The sequence below is a fragment of the Vibrio azureus genome, from assembly GCF_002849855.1.
GTDB lineage: Bacteria > Pseudomonadota > Gammaproteobacteria > Enterobacterales > Vibrionaceae > Vibrio > Vibrio azureus.
Genome location: NZ_CP018617.1, coordinates 471,430 through 486,952, shown reverse-complemented (window position 1 = coordinate 486,952; position 15,523 = coordinate 471,430). Strand labels below are relative to the sequence as shown.

At 38.7% G+C, this 15,523-nt stretch carries 10 protein-coding genes; 8 read left to right on the top strand and 2 right to left on the bottom strand.

Annotated features, from left to right (window positions below):
• Positions 1 to 209: 209 nt before the first annotated feature.
• On the top strand, positions 210 to 1,187 hold the full coding sequence (locus tag BS333_RS15895; RefSeq protein WP_021708595.1) for a M23 family metallopeptidase: 978 nt from the start codon (positions 210 to 212) through the stop codon (positions 1,185 to 1,187).
• Positions 1,188 to 1,504: 317 nt separating this feature from the next.
• Positions 1,505 to 2,449 carry a ribosome biogenesis GTPase YlqF gene (gene ylqF / locus BS333_RS15885; protein ID WP_021708593.1) on the top strand — a complete coding sequence of 315 codons (945 nt, stop codon included), beginning with the start codon at positions 1,505 to 1,507 and terminating at the stop codon, positions 2,447 to 2,449.
• A 145-nt stretch (positions 2,450 to 2,594) separates the two neighbouring features.
• Here ylqF and BS333_RS15880 read toward each other — a convergent pair whose 3' ends face one another.
• Positions 2,595 to 2,996, bottom strand: a complete 402-nt coding sequence (locus BS333_RS15880) for a hypothetical protein (protein ID WP_021708592.1) — start codon at positions 2,994 to 2,996, stop codon at positions 2,595 to 2,597.
• 557 nt (positions 2,997 to 3,553) lie between these two features.
• Here BS333_RS15880 and BS333_RS15875 point away from each other — a divergent pair.
• The 6 genes from BS333_RS15875 to BS333_RS15850 all read left to right on the top strand — a co-directional run bounded on the left by BS333_RS15875 (position 3,554) and on the right by BS333_RS15850 (position 12,445).
• The gene (locus tag BS333_RS15875; RefSeq protein WP_021708591.1) at positions 3,554 to 4,786 is read left to right on the top strand and encodes an L-lactate MFS transporter; all 1,233 of its coding nucleotides are present in this window, start codon (positions 3,554 to 3,556) and stop codon (positions 4,784 to 4,786) included.
• 676 nt (positions 4,787 to 5,462) lie between these two features.
• Positions 5,463 to 6,671, top strand: a complete 1,209-nt coding sequence (locus BS333_RS15870; RefSeq protein WP_021708589.1) for an alpha-xenorhabdolysin family binary toxin subunit A — start codon at positions 5,463 to 5,465, stop codon at positions 6,669 to 6,671.
• Between the two features lie 11 nt (positions 6,672 to 6,682).
• Entirely contained in the window at positions 6,683 to 7,954 is a 1,272-nt protein-coding gene (locus BS333_RS15865) for an alpha-xenorhabdolysin family binary toxin subunit A (RefSeq protein ID WP_021708588.1), read from the top strand.
• Between the two features lie 77 nt (positions 7,955 to 8,031).
• Positions 8,032 to 10,392 carry a hypothetical protein gene (locus tag BS333_RS15860; RefSeq protein ID WP_021708587.1) on the top strand — a complete coding sequence of 787 codons (2,361 nt, stop codon included), beginning with the start codon at positions 8,032 to 8,034 and terminating at the stop codon, positions 10,390 to 10,392.
• A 116-nt stretch (positions 10,393 to 10,508) separates the two neighbouring features.
• The gene (locus BS333_RS15855; RefSeq protein ID WP_021708586.1) at positions 10,509 to 12,146 is read left to right on the top strand and encodes a VRR-NUC domain-containing protein; all 1,638 of its coding nucleotides are present in this window, start codon (positions 10,509 to 10,511) and stop codon (positions 12,144 to 12,146) included.
• Positions 12,147 to 12,253: 107 nt separating this feature from the next.
• On the top strand, positions 12,254 to 12,445 hold the full coding sequence (locus BS333_RS15850; protein WP_021708585.1) for a hypothetical protein: 192 nt from the start codon (positions 12,254 to 12,256) through the stop codon (positions 12,443 to 12,445).
• Between the two features lie 67 nt (positions 12,446 to 12,512).
• On the opposite strand, the gene torS is transcribed toward BS333_RS15850, so the two are convergent.
• Positions 12,513 to 15,485: a TMAO reductase system sensor histidine kinase/response regulator TorS gene (gene torS, locus BS333_RS15845; protein WP_021708584.1), complete on the bottom strand. Its 2,973-nt coding sequence runs from the start codon at positions 15,483 to 15,485 to the stop codon at positions 12,513 to 12,515.
• Between the last annotated feature and the right edge of the window lie 38 nt (positions 15,486 to 15,523).

Genomic DNA, 15,523 nt, shown 5'->3' with positions numbered 1-15,523 from the left:
TGTTATATTTTTTCTCAATATGGTAAAAAGCCCAATTAAAACGCCGAAATAACTATACTTTCCGTCATTGAAACAGACAAACTTCGGTTTATGTCAAATTGTATTATCATTTGTTTAGTTAAAAGACAGGAATTTGCTTATCTGACGTGTAACATTTTCTTTAAAATATTATACTTTGACTCCACTCTTTATCTAAGTTTGTTTATATCATGACTGGTTTATTACTCAGGCAACATCATCAAAGTATTTCACCGCCGATTGCGGCTATCGCATTGGTAGTAGCAACCAATGCCGCTTTGATTGCCCTAGTTACGGCGCCTAAAAGCGAAAAACAAACCATCACGCTTGAGGCCAAACCCCCTGCCATTGTGCCATTTCATATGGAGGATGTTTATGATAAATACTTTCAACGAACTCAGATTATTACTGGTACTGTTCGCTATTCTTTTGTTCCCTCATTAATTGATACTGGGTTATCTCAAGCACATATAAAATCTCTGTTATCTTTAATCGAAAAAGACTTTGATATTATTCAATCAGTGACAAATGGTGCTCAGTTTGCAATTAAGCTAAAAACCGACCGTTATAATGAAAAATACATCAGTTCTTTTTACTACTTCGATAGTAAAAGTGAATATTTCGCTATAAATAATGAAGTAAACTATAGTGACAACGTTTATCAGCAAGATATTTACCAGCACCCTTATTTCATTATGCCCGTGAATGAAAATTATCGAGTTTCTTCCGGGTTTAATATGCGCAGAAAACACCCAGTCACAGGATTAATCACCCCTCACCTAGGGACAGATTATGCCGTACCGATTGGGACTCCGATCCACAGCATTGCCGATGGTGTCGTGATTAAGTCACGATATAATCGTTTTGCAGGTGATTACATTAATGTGCAGCATTCAGATGGCATGGTTTCGCGCTATTTACATTTGTCACTGCGTTTTGTTGATGTCGGCGATCGAGTTGAACAAGGCGAGGTGATTGCTCATTCGGGTAATAGCGGCCGAACAACAGGGCCACATTTACATCTTGAATTACTCGACAATGGCAGAGCCATCAATTATGAGCGCTTTATGCGAACTCACCCACAGCCACCTATCGATCATAAAGCTGAACGAGCCGCCAAATTGGAACGTAAAGAGCTGATTTCGGCTCTCGAACAAAAGTCAAAATAGCATTTACACCGCCTTACTGATAACTAAGCTACCCCAAGATGCTGTGTTTAAAAAGATGGCCTTGGGGAGCGTTTCACTTAGCCAACTGCCTCCAATATACCCAAGTGACTTCAAGATGCTTGAGTATAATTGTATCGATCGCTCTTTCTTAAATTCCTGCCTGACTGAATAAGTGTTAAAATCTTCTTAATATTTGCTGTTTTCATCGCATCATTGCCAATATTCTCGGTCTGAACTGGCTTGAGTGAGCCTATTACGCACACCAATGCATTGATACCTGTTACAGCGTAACCATGAAACAATAAGGCGATTTTCAAATGGTTAATAACTCTATTCAGTGGTTCCCCGGCCACATGCATAAAGCACGTAAGGAAATTGAAGAGGCGATCCCGCAAGTGGATGTGATCATCGAAGTACTCGATGCGCGTATTCCCTTTAGCAGCGAAAACCCGATGATATCCACTTTACGTGGTGACAAGCCTGTCGTTAAGGTTCTCAATAAACGCGATCTTGCCGATCCTGAACTCACTCAGGTTTGGATTGAACACTTTGAACAAGAACATAATGTGAAAGCGATGGCGATCACAACCTCGGAAGTCAGCGAGGTTAATAAAATCATGGAGTTGTGTCGCAAGCTGGCACCTCATCGTGAAGAAATCGGTAAAAACATTCGCACGATGATCATGGGGATTCCTAACGTCGGTAAATCAACCATCATTAATACGTTAGCAGGCCGAACGATCGCTGTCACAGGCAACCAACCTGCTGTGACTCGTCGTCAGCAAAGAATCAATTTACAAAATGGGATTGTCTTATCGGATACGCCAGGAATTTTATGGCCAAAAGTTGAAAACCCTCACAGTGGTTTTCGTCTTGCTGCAACTGGTGCTGTCAAAGACACTGCAATGGAATACGAAGAGGTCGCTTTCTATACGGTTGAATATTTGGCCCAGCATTACCCAGAAAAACTCCAACAGCGTTATCAAATGGACGAATTGCCTGAGTCGGATATCGAAATCATGGAAGAAATAGGTCGTCGTCGCGGTGCATTGAGAGCTGGTGGCCGCGTTGATTTACACAAAGTTTCTGAGATTCTTCTCCATGAGCTTCGTCAAGGAACACTGGGGCAAGTTACCCTAGAACTCCCAGAAATGATCACGCAAGAGTTGATTGAAGTAGAGCAAGAGACCGCACGCAAAGAAGAAGAAAAAGCGAAACGTAAAGAAGAGCGACGCAAACGCTATTTACGTAATAAACGTTAACCTTTCCCCCTTTATACCCAAGTGACTCGTGGAACTTGGGTATAGACTCAACTGAGTTATTTCTTCAGTTGACCACTAAAAGTTACCATATTTAGCGATGTAGATATGTATAAATACATGCCTAGTGTACATATAACTAGCCGAACTAGACTATTTGAACTCTAAAATCATGTTCCAGAATTGCTTTCTGAGCAACTTCTTTCGTTGTCTCTTGCATCGATACCTTATTTTCTCTATGGCTGAACCACAAATAGGTGACTGTAATTGAGAAAAACAAGTAAGACAAAGCAAACACTATAGGAGAAGTAATTATTTGCTGAGACATACCATATGCTACACCAGAGACGGTGACCACCAACTTCGATAACATACCGCAGATTAACAAAAACAGCGCTAACTCAGGAAACCGAGAGCTACGGAAAGCAAACCAATAACAACTTCCTACTGCCAAGGTGGCAATCATGAAACCAAATAAAAAAGAGTGAAAATGTTCAATAGATAGAACGCTAGCCAAGATAGAAAAAAGCGCGATCAAGATTAGTTTCATTATTACCTCTGATAAAGTAGAAAAAGCATCCTTTCATTATTGAGAACTCAATTTGCATGTAATTTGACGGATATTCATCTTAATTTCAAGCTTAATTTTTCTCCACTCTGACAAAAAAACGCATTAGAAACACATTTTAAACATATCACTTACAATTAAAACCTAAAAAAGCTTATATTCACAATAATTCAAGCCTTACAATACGAAACAGCGGTCACTTCAAAAACATTTTCTTAACACTAAAATTGAAACAAATTGTTTCTTTTATTCTAAATTTTACCATAAATGTCTTATTTATTAATAAAAGCTAAACTACCAAACGATGAACAACCGCAGATAAATTAACAATTACTCACCTTAAGAAACAAAAACCATACAATTACCATTAATAAATCATTAATTTTCTTTTAGAGCTCGATAAAAGGATTCCATTCTAAAGTTTATTGGTTATAATCCGCGCCAATCTGGATTCACACCCATTAGTGAAATCTTATTTTTACACCTTTCTTTTTAACCCCTCTATCGCTTGATAGCGAGAGTTTTGACTGAGATTGAACATGAACAAGATTGATAAAGCGATGCGCATCCTGTTGGCAGGGTTCTGTATCAACCTTTGTTTGGGCATCCTATATGCTTGGAGTGTCTTCAACAAAGCTTTAGTAACTGAATCTGGCTGGAGTGCAGCAGAAGCCTCTGCACCTTATGCGACCGCTACGATTACTTTTTCGATTTGTCTGTTGGTTGCTGGTATTTTACAAGACCGAATGGGCCCACGCCTTATTCTAATATTAGGCACAGTACTAACAGGGTTAGGCATGATTGCATCAGGGTTTGTCGACTCACCATTGATGCTTAACATTACTTTCGGTGTTGTCACTGGCGCCGGTATCGGTTTTGGCTACGCATGTCTTTCACCATCGGCGATGAAGTGGTTCCACTCATCCAAAAAAGGGATGGTTAACGGTATTATTGCAGCAGGTTTTGGACTTGCAGCTATTTATCTAGCTCCTCTTACCGCAGCACTGATCAACAGTATGGGAATCCAAACCAGCTTTATTGTGCTTGGCGTTGGAATTTTAGCTATTGCAGTGCCACTTGCGGCAACAATAAACAATCCACCAGCGGGTTACACACCTACCGAACCACAACTAAAGCACGGTCAAGCGCCTAAAGCATTAAAAAATGGTCAAGATCTATCATGGAAAGCCATGCTTAAAACGCCACAATTTTATGCTTTGTGGGTAATGTACGCATTAGCAGCATCTGTAGGCTTAATGATCATTGGTAACATCACGACAATTGCAAGTGTTCAAGCAAACCTACCAAACGCTGTTTACTTGGCCTCTATTCTTGCTATTTTTAACTCTGGTGGTCGTGTTGCTGCGGGAATTTTAGCAGATAAGATTGGTGGCGTACGTACACTGTTGCTTGCTTTTGTTCTTCAAGGTATCAACATGGTTCTGTTCGCAACGTTTGACACGGAGTTTACTCTGATCATCGGTACAGCAATTGCTGCGATTGGTTATGGTACTCTGCTAGCGGTATTCCCAACACTCACTGCTGAATTTTACGGACTTAAGAACTACGGTACTAACTATGGCGTTTTATATACTTCATGGGGTATTGGTGGTGCGATTGGTGCTGCTGTCGTCGGACTTTCGATGGCAAATGGTGAGGGCTATACATTTGCTTACACCATCTCCGCAGCAATGATGGCCGTATGTATTGTGCTAGCACTCATCACTAAGCCGCTCTCAGAAGCGAAATTGGCCCAACTTAAAAGTGCATAAGTACTGTACATTTTAGTACCACACATTTTTAGTATCAAAAAATTTTAAAATCTTACTGATAGGTATTGATTTGAACATAAAAAGCTTAACTTGCTCCGGTTTGTTAAGCTTTTTTATATCCGCTCCCAACTCCCAACTCCCAACTCCCAACTCCCAACTCCCAACTCCCAACTCCCAACTCTTTACACAATAACCCACTTGACTATCTATTGAGTCAACTACCAATTTAGTAAACCACCTATTTCATAGTCACCCTTTCAATAAATAACTCACCTAAAAAACAAATTACTTAATAAGCAATACTTTTATTAGCTAACTCATCCTATACCCAAGTGACCTCAAGATGCTTGGGTATAAACCAATAGATATTAATGATCCGAGTATATTTATTAATAACATGAAAAACTAGTTAAGTTATCAATTACTAGTTTGTGAATTTTTTTTAAAAAATCACAAAACAAAAAATTTATAACTTAAGTTATTGTTTAATATAAATAAAACGTTTCATTTTATTTGATTTTACCAATCTACCTTCAAAAGTTAACTTATAAGAAAATATAAACGCTAAATTTAAAATTATATTTATTAGTTTATTAGTTTATTAGTTTATTAGTTTATTAGTTTATTAGTTTATTAGTTTATTAGTTTATTAGTTTATTAGTTTGGAGGAATTGGAATGAAAAGGCGATGTCTACTGAAAACACTATCGACATTATATGTAGGATCTTTGTTTCCTCTAAGTGCAGTATCTAAATCAATGTCTAATGAACTTATTTTAGGTAACTTTAATTTAGATGCATTTGCTGGTGAAAATATTTTCATCAATGATGATGGGAGCTTTGTTTTAACTGATCATCAATGGCTTCAGATACAAACCTACATTATTCATGTACAGTCTTTACCAACCACAATATTTGAGTTTCAGAACGAATTTCAAATTCCAGCGGAAACCGACATCGAAGGATTTCGTTGGTTGATGGACTGCTACACCGACCTTAAAAATAATGCCGAGCATTGGAATAACAGCATCTTCCCAAAACTGATTAGTAGCGTTGATGCGATGTCTGGCTGGTGTAGCTACTCAAGTCAGATCATGCAAGTCATCTATTGGTATATAGAAGAACTTCAGTATGCCGCTGATATCGATAATTCGATTTTATTTGAAAACAATAAAAGCCCTTTATTAATGCTGTTGAAACAGCTGTTAAGTTTTGCGGTACCACGTGCAGAGGAAGCAGACAAACTGCGTGGTGAAATGATTAATTTCCAAAATCACCTTGGTGAGAAAAATATCGAATTAGACCGGTTAGAGAGCCAATATGATGATCTGATTGGCAGCTATGATGGTGATTCAATTAAAGAACATATTGAACAATTAAGGGTAGAAATTGATCAATTAAATAAAGAATACGCTAGATTAGTGACGATCGCAGCAACAACTCCTACCTATGCTTGGGTACCCTTCTGGGGTTGGTTTATTGCTCCTGCTATCGCAGGTGTTTATGGCACACAGGCAGCTGAAGTCAATCGACAACGAGAAGAAAAACTTCATGAACTGCATGCTCTTGAAACGTCTCTTGACCATGGAAAAAAAATTTTCCGCTCTTGGAAACTAGCAAGACAAAGTATTCAATCTACTGAGGAATTAATTGGACCAGCATCAAACAGTCTTGGTCTTTTAATCGGTCAATGGAGGCTTTTTGAAAACTCATTATCAAGTGTGATCAACGCAATTGAAGAACTTGATAGTAACTTAGATGAAGAGAATATCATTGCCGCTATTTTAGCTGAATTCACAGCACAAAAATTAGAATCAAACTGGCGTTTACTTAGTCAGAGATGTGAGCGTTTTATTGACAGTATCACAATCGAAACTTACCACTAATGGAGATTATTATGAAATTTAACAAACCAAAAGCTTTATGTTTATTGATCGCTCTAGGACTTCAGACTAATGCGATAGCCTCAAATACAAGTAATATAGAAAACATTTACTTTAATAAAAATAGTGTTACAAGCAATCATTTAGCTTCTATTGATAGCGATGGTAATATCTTTGGCGACCCATCTGTTTTTATGGAAGATGATGAATATATTTTGACCTCTGAAGAGTGGTATAAAATTCAGCTTTTCGGTAAGACTGCACTCTCATTGCCTGTTACTGAACATGATATGAGAAGTCAGTTTAAAATGACGGATGATCTTGAATTTGATGGCACTTATGTCGATTTATTAGCCAGCTACAGAGATATCTATGATATTGGGAATAAATGGCTAGCCCCTAATGGCTATCGTGAACAAATGGTTGATCTATCATCTCAACTGTCAAATTATAGTCTCGATGTCGTTACTGATGCCGAAGGGCTACAAGTTTTAACTCAATATTTCATTGAAGCGGCATTGAATGATGATCAGGCTCAATTTGAAAGCCTTAAATCAGCGATCACTAAAAAAGTTGAAAGATTGAATGAACAAGTCACCTCTTACTCAGATGACGCAAAAAAACTCGACGATGAGTTAACCAACTTTATTCTCATTTTAGATAAAGAACAATCGAAACTTAAAATTATTGAGGATAATAATGCCGAGCTTCTTTTAAACGATGGTTCAGCTATTCAAGCGAATATTGACCGACTTATCGTTGAAAAAGATCAGTTGAACGAAGAATACGCACATTGGGTGAAAGTCTCTGCAACAACTCCAACTTATGGTTGGATATTCCCTCTGGGAACGATTGCTGCAATTAGTACCGCCGCTGCCGGAACTGCCGAAGCACTCCAGCTGAAAGCAAAACTTGATGCTAAGAAGCAAGAAATCGAAGATTTGAGCAAAGAGTATGACCATACAAGTGCCGTTTATTCTTCTTGGAAACTGGCAACAAAAAATATCACAGATACCAAAGGTTCAATTGCAGATGCTCTTAACTCACTGTCTAAATTGAAAGGTGCTTGGCATGATATTTCTAACCAACTGGAGTTTGTTCTCGTTGATATTGAAAGTATAACAACTGAACAAGTTATAAATGGAGATGATATGATATCTGCAGCATTTGGTACCAGTGGCGCTGTTAGTAAAATCGTTAAGAAATGGCAGAAAATTGGTGATTCTGCAGATGCATGGAACAAGAATGCATATATCACCGAGCAAAGTGCACATAGCTTTAAATAAACCATTATCAACCACCGTCATTCAGCGGTGGTTTCCAAACCCATTTAAAACTTCTTTTTTACTGGCACAGACATACTATGTTTAAAAAAAACCTCATTGCTCTATCACTCGCTTTATCAAGTGGGTTTTCGTTTGCAAATACTTGGACAGACTTCTATAACCTTCAAGAGCCTGAATACTTTCCTTCTGATTATGCCAATTCTATTCTCGAGGAAGAATATAACTCTGCGACTCTTCAAGGTATGTATGTTGACTCAAATGAAATAAACAAACTGCTCAACAGCTCATCAGACTATAGTGGTATTACGATCATTGCTGATACAATTAATATCGATGACCCTATTCTCGCTAATATTTCCGATCTTTCATTAAAAATAATGGCTAGAAGAATTATTGGTTCTGATCATATGAACTTATCGATAGATAAGAACGATTCAGGATTATTCTATTTAATAGCTGATAAAGTTGAAACTGACATTCACCTTTTAACTGATGGTGATGTAAAAAAAATCGATACAACCCTCGGTCATAAAGTTAGGTTTGTACAATTCTCTGGTGGTTTAACTCATTTTGAGCAGAATGACGATCTAAACTTAGTAGCATTTATTGACGCAATTCATAACAAGAAAACATTTTTATTTGACCAAGCATTTGATACCGGAGCATCTATTTTCGATCAAGATTCGAATCTTAGTCTAGAGATGCTGAATTGGTATTCCAAAGCACTTGGACAATCGCAAGGTTTGCTTGAGAAAAATCAGGATTTTACAAACTTATTTCAATCTTTGAAATCAATGGCTATTTTTGTTACTGCAAATCAAAAGTCTGGTGATTACCTGCCGAATTTAAACATGGATGTCTATTCTCAATCATACGGCACTTTGTTATCGGCTATGAATGCTTATCAAAGTGAATATGATCAATTTGAAGACCAAAGCAAAGATTTAGCCGCTCGCAAACAGTCTGCTAAATTAATGCTTGAGCATCTAGAAAGTGCTCTCACTGCACAGCAAGGTATTATTGATAATCAAAACAAGAAAATTGAAGCTTATCAGCAAGTTATTGATGATCGTACAATCGAGTTTGAGAAGCAGCAAGACTATGTCAATGAAACCGCGAATGGTTTTCGTGAAGGTATCGAACTTTATACTCAAACGGTTGTGTGGACCTCTGTTTTTGACTGTTTTTCAATCATTTCTGATCTAGCGACTGGGATAATTTCTGCTTATACAGGTAACGTTGGCGAGGTCGCTGATTCTGCAGCTGACATGGCAGACAAAGTGCAAGATACGGTGTTCAATGCTAAAAACTTAAAGAAGCTTGCTGATAATATCGCCAACATAAAAAAAATGGCTGACACCATTAATAAGATTCTCCAATTGGTAAAAGACCATGTATTTAATGCTGATCTTCGTGAACAGATGAATGAGATTAATCTCACGATACCTGAGCTTGAATCTTCTTCGATTACATGGGATCTGACCAAACAAGATATTGCGGTTCAACTCGGGGCTGCTGAAAAACTTGGTATCAGAGGCACAAGTGCATACCGCGCAGCTTTAGAAAAACTTATGACTTGGGGATCAGCAATTAGTGGAACACAACTTGCGATGATTCAGATGAGCTCACGCGTCATCGAACTCGAACTAGAGAAGACGGTGATCTTAGAAGACATTGATCGTATCTCGGCTCTTATCGATAGCCTTGAGTCTGATGAAGAGGCGATGCTTGAAGTAGAACAATACTTGCTAAGAAGCTACAACTTTTTCAAAAGACCTTTGTACTCTGCGCAGTTAAACTACAATGCAGCATACAAATACACAACCTTTGAAAACAGTAAAGTCACACCTAAACTCAATGCAAGTTACCTTGAATATAGCCAAGATAGAGTTACGATGCAGGAGCAATTTAATGACTATATGTCTAGTTTGTCAGAATATGCTCAAGTATTCAGAAATAGTTTCGATTTAAATGACGCTGATGCTATAAAGAGCCTTAGAGAAACTGGGCAATTTTCAATTAGTATTAGCCCTGATAACTATACAAGCTTTGGTACTGGTTTTTTTGAGGGTGAAAACAGAATCCGCCTAGAAACTTTTGGTGTCGAGCTTATTGGCTCTGATTTGCCAGATACACTTTACAAATTTCAAATTTCACACACCGGACAGTTTACCGATCTATATAAAGGTAAGGAATTTGTATTCAATGGCACATTAATTAACAAATTCTTCTCATACGAAAAAGACGGAGACATTCATAATATTAATCAGGATGGTAACTTAGAAGAAGAATTTAAGAGTTACACTTTTAAGCCCAGTTTAATGTCAAATTGGACCATTAAGCTTAAGAATCATGAGGATATCGATCTGAGCAAAGTCACAAACATTAAGATATCACTGAAAGGAAGCAGTATTACTACTCCTTGGAGAAAAAATTAACCCTGCTCTTGTCAGCTTTGACAAGCACCACAAATTTTCAAAATCTTTCCAATAGGCATTGATTTGATAAATAAAAAGCTTAACCTGCTCCGGTGTGTTAAGCTTTTCGTTTGCCTATGAATGACATCAATGAACTTGCTCCTGATTACTATCTTAAAAACTTCTGTAAATTAATTCATCATGCTGAAAGTTGGTATCAGGATCTATTGACAACTGAAGAACAGCAATGGCTTTCATCTTTTCATCAGCTCCCCCACTCAGCTCAATGTCTTTTGGTTCGTTTGTACAGCCGAAAAGGGGACTTATTTCGTAGTGATAAACTGAACTACAACGAAATTGAAGACATTCCAGCTTGTTTGCTTACTCTTGAGAGTTTCAAGTTAATCGAACTATCGCCTGTTCTATCAAATCAAGAGCTTGCATCTCAGCTATTAACGAAACCAGAGGCGCTAGCTGTTTTTCCAAACTGTTCAAAATTACTCAAAAAAAAGGAGCTCGTTGACAGCCTGAGTAAGGAGACTTTTGATCAATTTTCTGTTCTCAATTTCACGATCATTAAATTGAACTCCGCCCATATCATTGAGGTACTTTTAGCATTATTTTTCGCCAATGCACGACAGGACCTCAGCCAGTTTGTTTTAAGTGATCTTGGTGTTCATCGCTTTGAAAACTATCCTTTGAGTAAATCGCTGCGATTTTTTGACCAGCGAAAACAGGTCAATCAGCTCATCGAACTCAGCGCCTTATCTGATCTTTATACTCAGCTTGATCGAAAACAGGTCACCAACCTTGATCAGCTTGTCAGTGCTCTACCCGCTTCTATCGGACATCACTATTTAGATCGTAAAAGAGAACATTTACTCAATGATATTGCTCGTGACTATGAACGATTGAATAACTTTGACACTGCATTAGCTTTGTTCAACCAAACCTCACTGCCTCCAAGTCGGGAACGTCAAGCTCGTATTTATGACAAATTAGAACAGAATCAGCAGTTGGCTGATGTAGTCAGTGCCATGCTCCAGAACCCAGTGAACATCTCCGAGCTTGAAGTCGCACAAAAGCTGGAACAACGCGTTCGACGTAAACAGGGGTTAGCCAAATTAAGCTACAGCAAACCGGTTTTTCATTCCGAATATATGGAATTAGATTTATCACAGCAACGTGTTGAATTTGCAGTTAAAGAACAGTATGAACATTTAGGGTGGACGGTGTTTTATACCGAGAATTCACTCTTAAATGGTTTACTGGGTTTAACCATTTGGGAGGCGATCTACTCTGCCGTCGAGGGGGCATTTATTAATGCTTACCAAACTCGGCCACTGGATTTCTATCATCCAAGTTTTACCGCAAACCGAACAACTTTAATTGAACAAGCACTCAATAATGTTTATCAACATCAGACAGAGCATTTACTGGAAACTTTCACTCTAAAACATGGCATCAGTAATCCACTTGTCCAATGGTCATGCCTAACCCGTGAGCTTATTGAACTTGCTTTATCACATATACCCAGTGACAAGCTGGTGGCAATTTTTAAGATTCAACTCAGTGATTTAAAAATTTACCGCAATGGTATGCCTGATTTAATTGCATTTAAGAATGGAGAGTTTAAGTGGATTGAAGTCAAAGGCCCAGGCGATAAACTCCAAGACAATCAGTGGCGTTGGATCAGTATTTTTAATCGTTTAAACCTTAATTTTTCAGTATGTTATGTGTCAAACAAAGCAATTGAATCATCTGTTTCTAGCTAAAAATAGATTAAGATCACATTTATTAATATTGTAAAAACCTGCCCTACACGACGCCATGTGAGGTTCTATACTCCTGATGAGAATCATTATGATCAAAGGGGGTTCTCATGAGTATCCGAGACACTATCTCAGTTCTGGAACAACAGCTGTTTGTTGCCTGTTCTGAAAATGATTACGACACGGTCAATCTTTTAGAGCACCAACTCGAATACTTACGTGGCAGGCTTGAACATCCATTTGAGGATGCTCCTTATGCCATCAACACTCAGTTCGAGTGGCAAAGAGAAACGACCAAATAAACATAAGCCTCCGGACTGGTGCTGGAGGCTTTATACCCTAGTAACTTCAATATGCTTGGGTATATGTTCACTGTGGCCTTAACAAATCTTTGATTGCAACTAACGATTGCTCAAAAAGCTCACGCAAATTCTTTTTGGTTTCTATATAGACTGCCAGAGGGTCATCGGCAGCTTCTATATGCTGGCAACAATCCATTAAGGCCTGCAAACCTAAACTACCTGCACTCCCCTTAAGCTTATGTGCAAGATCCTTAATCGCGCGTTGTTCGTTGTTTGCTGCCATTTTCTCTAAGTCTGCCAGGATTTCACTACTTGTTTGTTCAAAAAGCTCGACAATGTGCTGCATCTTCGTTTGACCCAGAACTTGCCTATCCGCCTGAACCACTTCAGGGTTGATCAACATATTCACTTCTTCCATCATCGCCGTGTTACCTAATGCGTTACCAAGTGTTGTCGGTATCGGAGGAGAGTCAACGCTCTCTTCTTCGTTCATAGACAGTTTCTCTTGAGGTAACAACAGAGGTTTACCTTCTAACATACTAAAAATTAATGAGGCTAATGCTTCCTTCTCTACTGGCTTCGGTAAATAGCCGTCAAAGCCAGAGTTTAAATAGCTTTCGACTTCTTCCGCAAATACTTGAGCAGATACAGCAACCATTGGAATCGCCAAGCGCGTGCCAATATCATCACGCATTGAATCAATATCTCTTAAACGGTGGATTAAGTCCGCACCGTTGCAATCAGGTAGATTTATGTCGACAAGCGCAATATCAAACGGTTCCGTTTTCATGATTTCTTCGGCTTGAGCACCATTTTCAGCCATGATTACTTCGTGATTCAAACTGAGTAAGAACCCCTCAGCGACTAAACGATTAATCGGGTTATCCTCAATAAGCAGCACTTTTGCACGAATAAACTCATTGCTGTGTATCGTAACACCACTTTCCACTGGCTCACTCTCTTCAAGTGGTACAGAGAACCAAAAACGGCTTCCTACTCCCTGAGCTGACTCTAAATTTAGCTCTCCACCAATCGCTTGTACTATCCGTCGGCTGATGGCTAAACCTAACCCCGTACCTCCCATTTGGTTAAGACCACCTTCGGCTTGAGTGAATGGATCGAATAAGTTTTTCTGCTCGATTTGTGCAATACCAACTCCAGTATCGATCACTTCAAAAAGGACTTCTGAATCAATGTTGGGGTTCAACTGAACACGAATTCCTATTTTTCCTTGCTCGGTAAACTTGATCGCATTACCAACCAAATTATTCAGCACTTGACTTAATCGTGTGACATCCCCTTTCCAGTATCGGCCGACATTATCGTCAATATGGTAAGTAAACATTAAGTTTTTTTCCTGTGCTCTGCTACCCATCAATTGATAGGTATCTTCAACCATTTGATGAAGATCGAAGCCCAGATTTCGAATTTCTAAATGTCCTGCTTCAATTTTTGAATAATCCAAAACGTCATTTAATATCTCAAGCAAGTTTGTACCACTGCGATTAATAATCTCTGCATACTTTTCTTGAATAGAATTCAAACCTGAATCAATCAATAAACGTGCTGTACCAAGCACTCCATTCATGGGGGTTCTAATTTCGTGACTCATTGTGGCCAAAAATGCAGATTTAGCACGATTCGCTTGCTCGGCGGCCGTTCGGGCTTTCGCATGATTCAGAACCTCTTCATTTAAACGAAGGTTCGCCAATTTCAGCTCTGAAGTTCGTTGTTCAATAAGCTCTTCCAAAGCGGCTTTATGTTCTTGTAATTCACGCTTAGCTCTTGCTTCACTCTCTGCCAGCACTTTAAAGGCTTTAGCGGTATTTCGGGCTGTCATGATAGCACGCCCCATATGGGCAAGTTCGTCATTCCCCGTCACTTCGAGCTCTACCGCTAAGTTACCACGTGCCACAGAAAGTAACGCAGCTGAATATTCTGTTAAGCGCTTGATAACTGAAACATAAACGACTTTCCATAGAATTAGAAAGACTATGAGCAAACCAATGACAGAGATGAGTGTCAGCGACCATTGGGCAAATTTCAATGTATTCGTTAACTCATCTGCCGCAATTAATGTGGTTTCATTGGCGTCATCGACTAATTTATTTACCGTATCATTTAACTCTGTAAATAGAGTTAATGTTTGCTGCATTAAGTTATCAGCTTGTGCTTCATTATCATATTGTCGTTTCAAAATCGCGAAAACTAACTGGCGTTTACTCAATTCAGAAAGTATCTTCGTCATTTGATCTGAACGCGTTGGATCTTCGACGGCCATTGCCCGTCTCTCCATAATTTTTAGGTTTTTTTCAAACTGCTTTTGTGCCGCCGTGATTTGTTGTTCGTTTTCTAAAGTACTGGCTTCCTCAATCTGATTAAGAATTTTATATGCAAGCAAATGCAACTCATGCAAACGTTCGGTTAAATCTAAATCGACTTCAACCAAGTTATCCAAAGCTTTGTAAATTTTCCCTTCGTCTTTCTTATCCAACAGCTCATAAATGTGGGTTACGTTTGCAACAGCAATGGTCGATGTATTTTGGACCTGCGTTCGTGTTAGTTGCTCTAACTCTTTGGTGAGAGCTCTCATCTCAGTGATAAAAGACGACTTTTCTTTAGTTAGCCATAATTTACGTTCTACAGAAATCCCAAGCTCTGCCAAATTATTAATAATATTTTGCACATTTCTCTCTAATGCTTTCACTAAGGTCAGATCAAAAGACTCATCTCCTAACTCTTCAATATGAGACAAGAGCAATTCAAGTTGTGCGAAGAGGTTATGCCCTGCTTCTTGTCGCTCCTTTTCATTTTGTGCACTCGATAACATTTGTACTGACGAGATGATCCGAGCACTGAGCTCTGAAACCTGACGGGCTTCAATCATTGCCGGTATCGCTGAATCGACGACATTTTTTTCTGTTTTTGCCACCAAAGAAAAGCCAGAGACACCGATCAATACAGAAATCATCACCAGCATTGCCATTGCCATATAAGACAATAGCAATTTACGACCAATGTTTGCGGTAGCTAACAGCATATTTAATTAACCTGAATGTTCGTGTTAAACACAATATT

What these genes read in the sequence shown, in the direction of transcription:
- BS333_RS15895 (WP_021708595.1), top strand. Translation starts at nt 210, where the DNA reads ATGACTGGTTTATTACTCAGGCAACATCATCAAAGTATTTCACCGCCG.
- ylqF (WP_021708593.1), top strand. Translation starts at nt 1,505, where the DNA reads ATGGTTAATAACTCTATTCAGTGGTTCCCCGGCCACATGCATAAAGCA.
- BS333_RS15880 (WP_021708592.1), bottom strand. Translation starts at nt 2,996, where the DNA reads ATGAAACTAATCTTGATCGCGCTTTTTTCTATCTTGGCTAGCGTTCTA.
- BS333_RS15875 (WP_021708591.1), top strand. Translation starts at nt 3,554, where the DNA reads ATGAACAAGATTGATAAAGCGATGCGCATCCTGTTGGCAGGGTTCTGT.
- BS333_RS15870 (WP_021708589.1), top strand. Translation starts at nt 5,463, where the DNA reads ATGAAAAGGCGATGTCTACTGAAAACACTATCGACATTATATGTAGGA.
- BS333_RS15865 (WP_021708588.1), top strand. Translation starts at nt 6,683, where the DNA reads ATGAAATTTAACAAACCAAAAGCTTTATGTTTATTGATCGCTCTAGGA.
- BS333_RS15860 (WP_021708587.1), top strand. Translation starts at nt 8,032, where the DNA reads ATGTTTAAAAAAAACCTCATTGCTCTATCACTCGCTTTATCAAGTGGG.
- BS333_RS15855 (WP_021708586.1), top strand. Translation starts at nt 10,509, where the DNA reads ATGAATGACATCAATGAACTTGCTCCTGATTACTATCTTAAAAACTTC.
- BS333_RS15850 (WP_021708585.1), top strand. Translation starts at nt 12,254, where the DNA reads ATGAGTATCCGAGACACTATCTCAGTTCTGGAACAACAGCTGTTTGTT.
- torS (WP_021708584.1), bottom strand. Translation starts at nt 15,485, where the DNA reads ATGCTGTTAGCTACCGCAAACATTGGTCGTAAATTGCTATTGTCTTAT.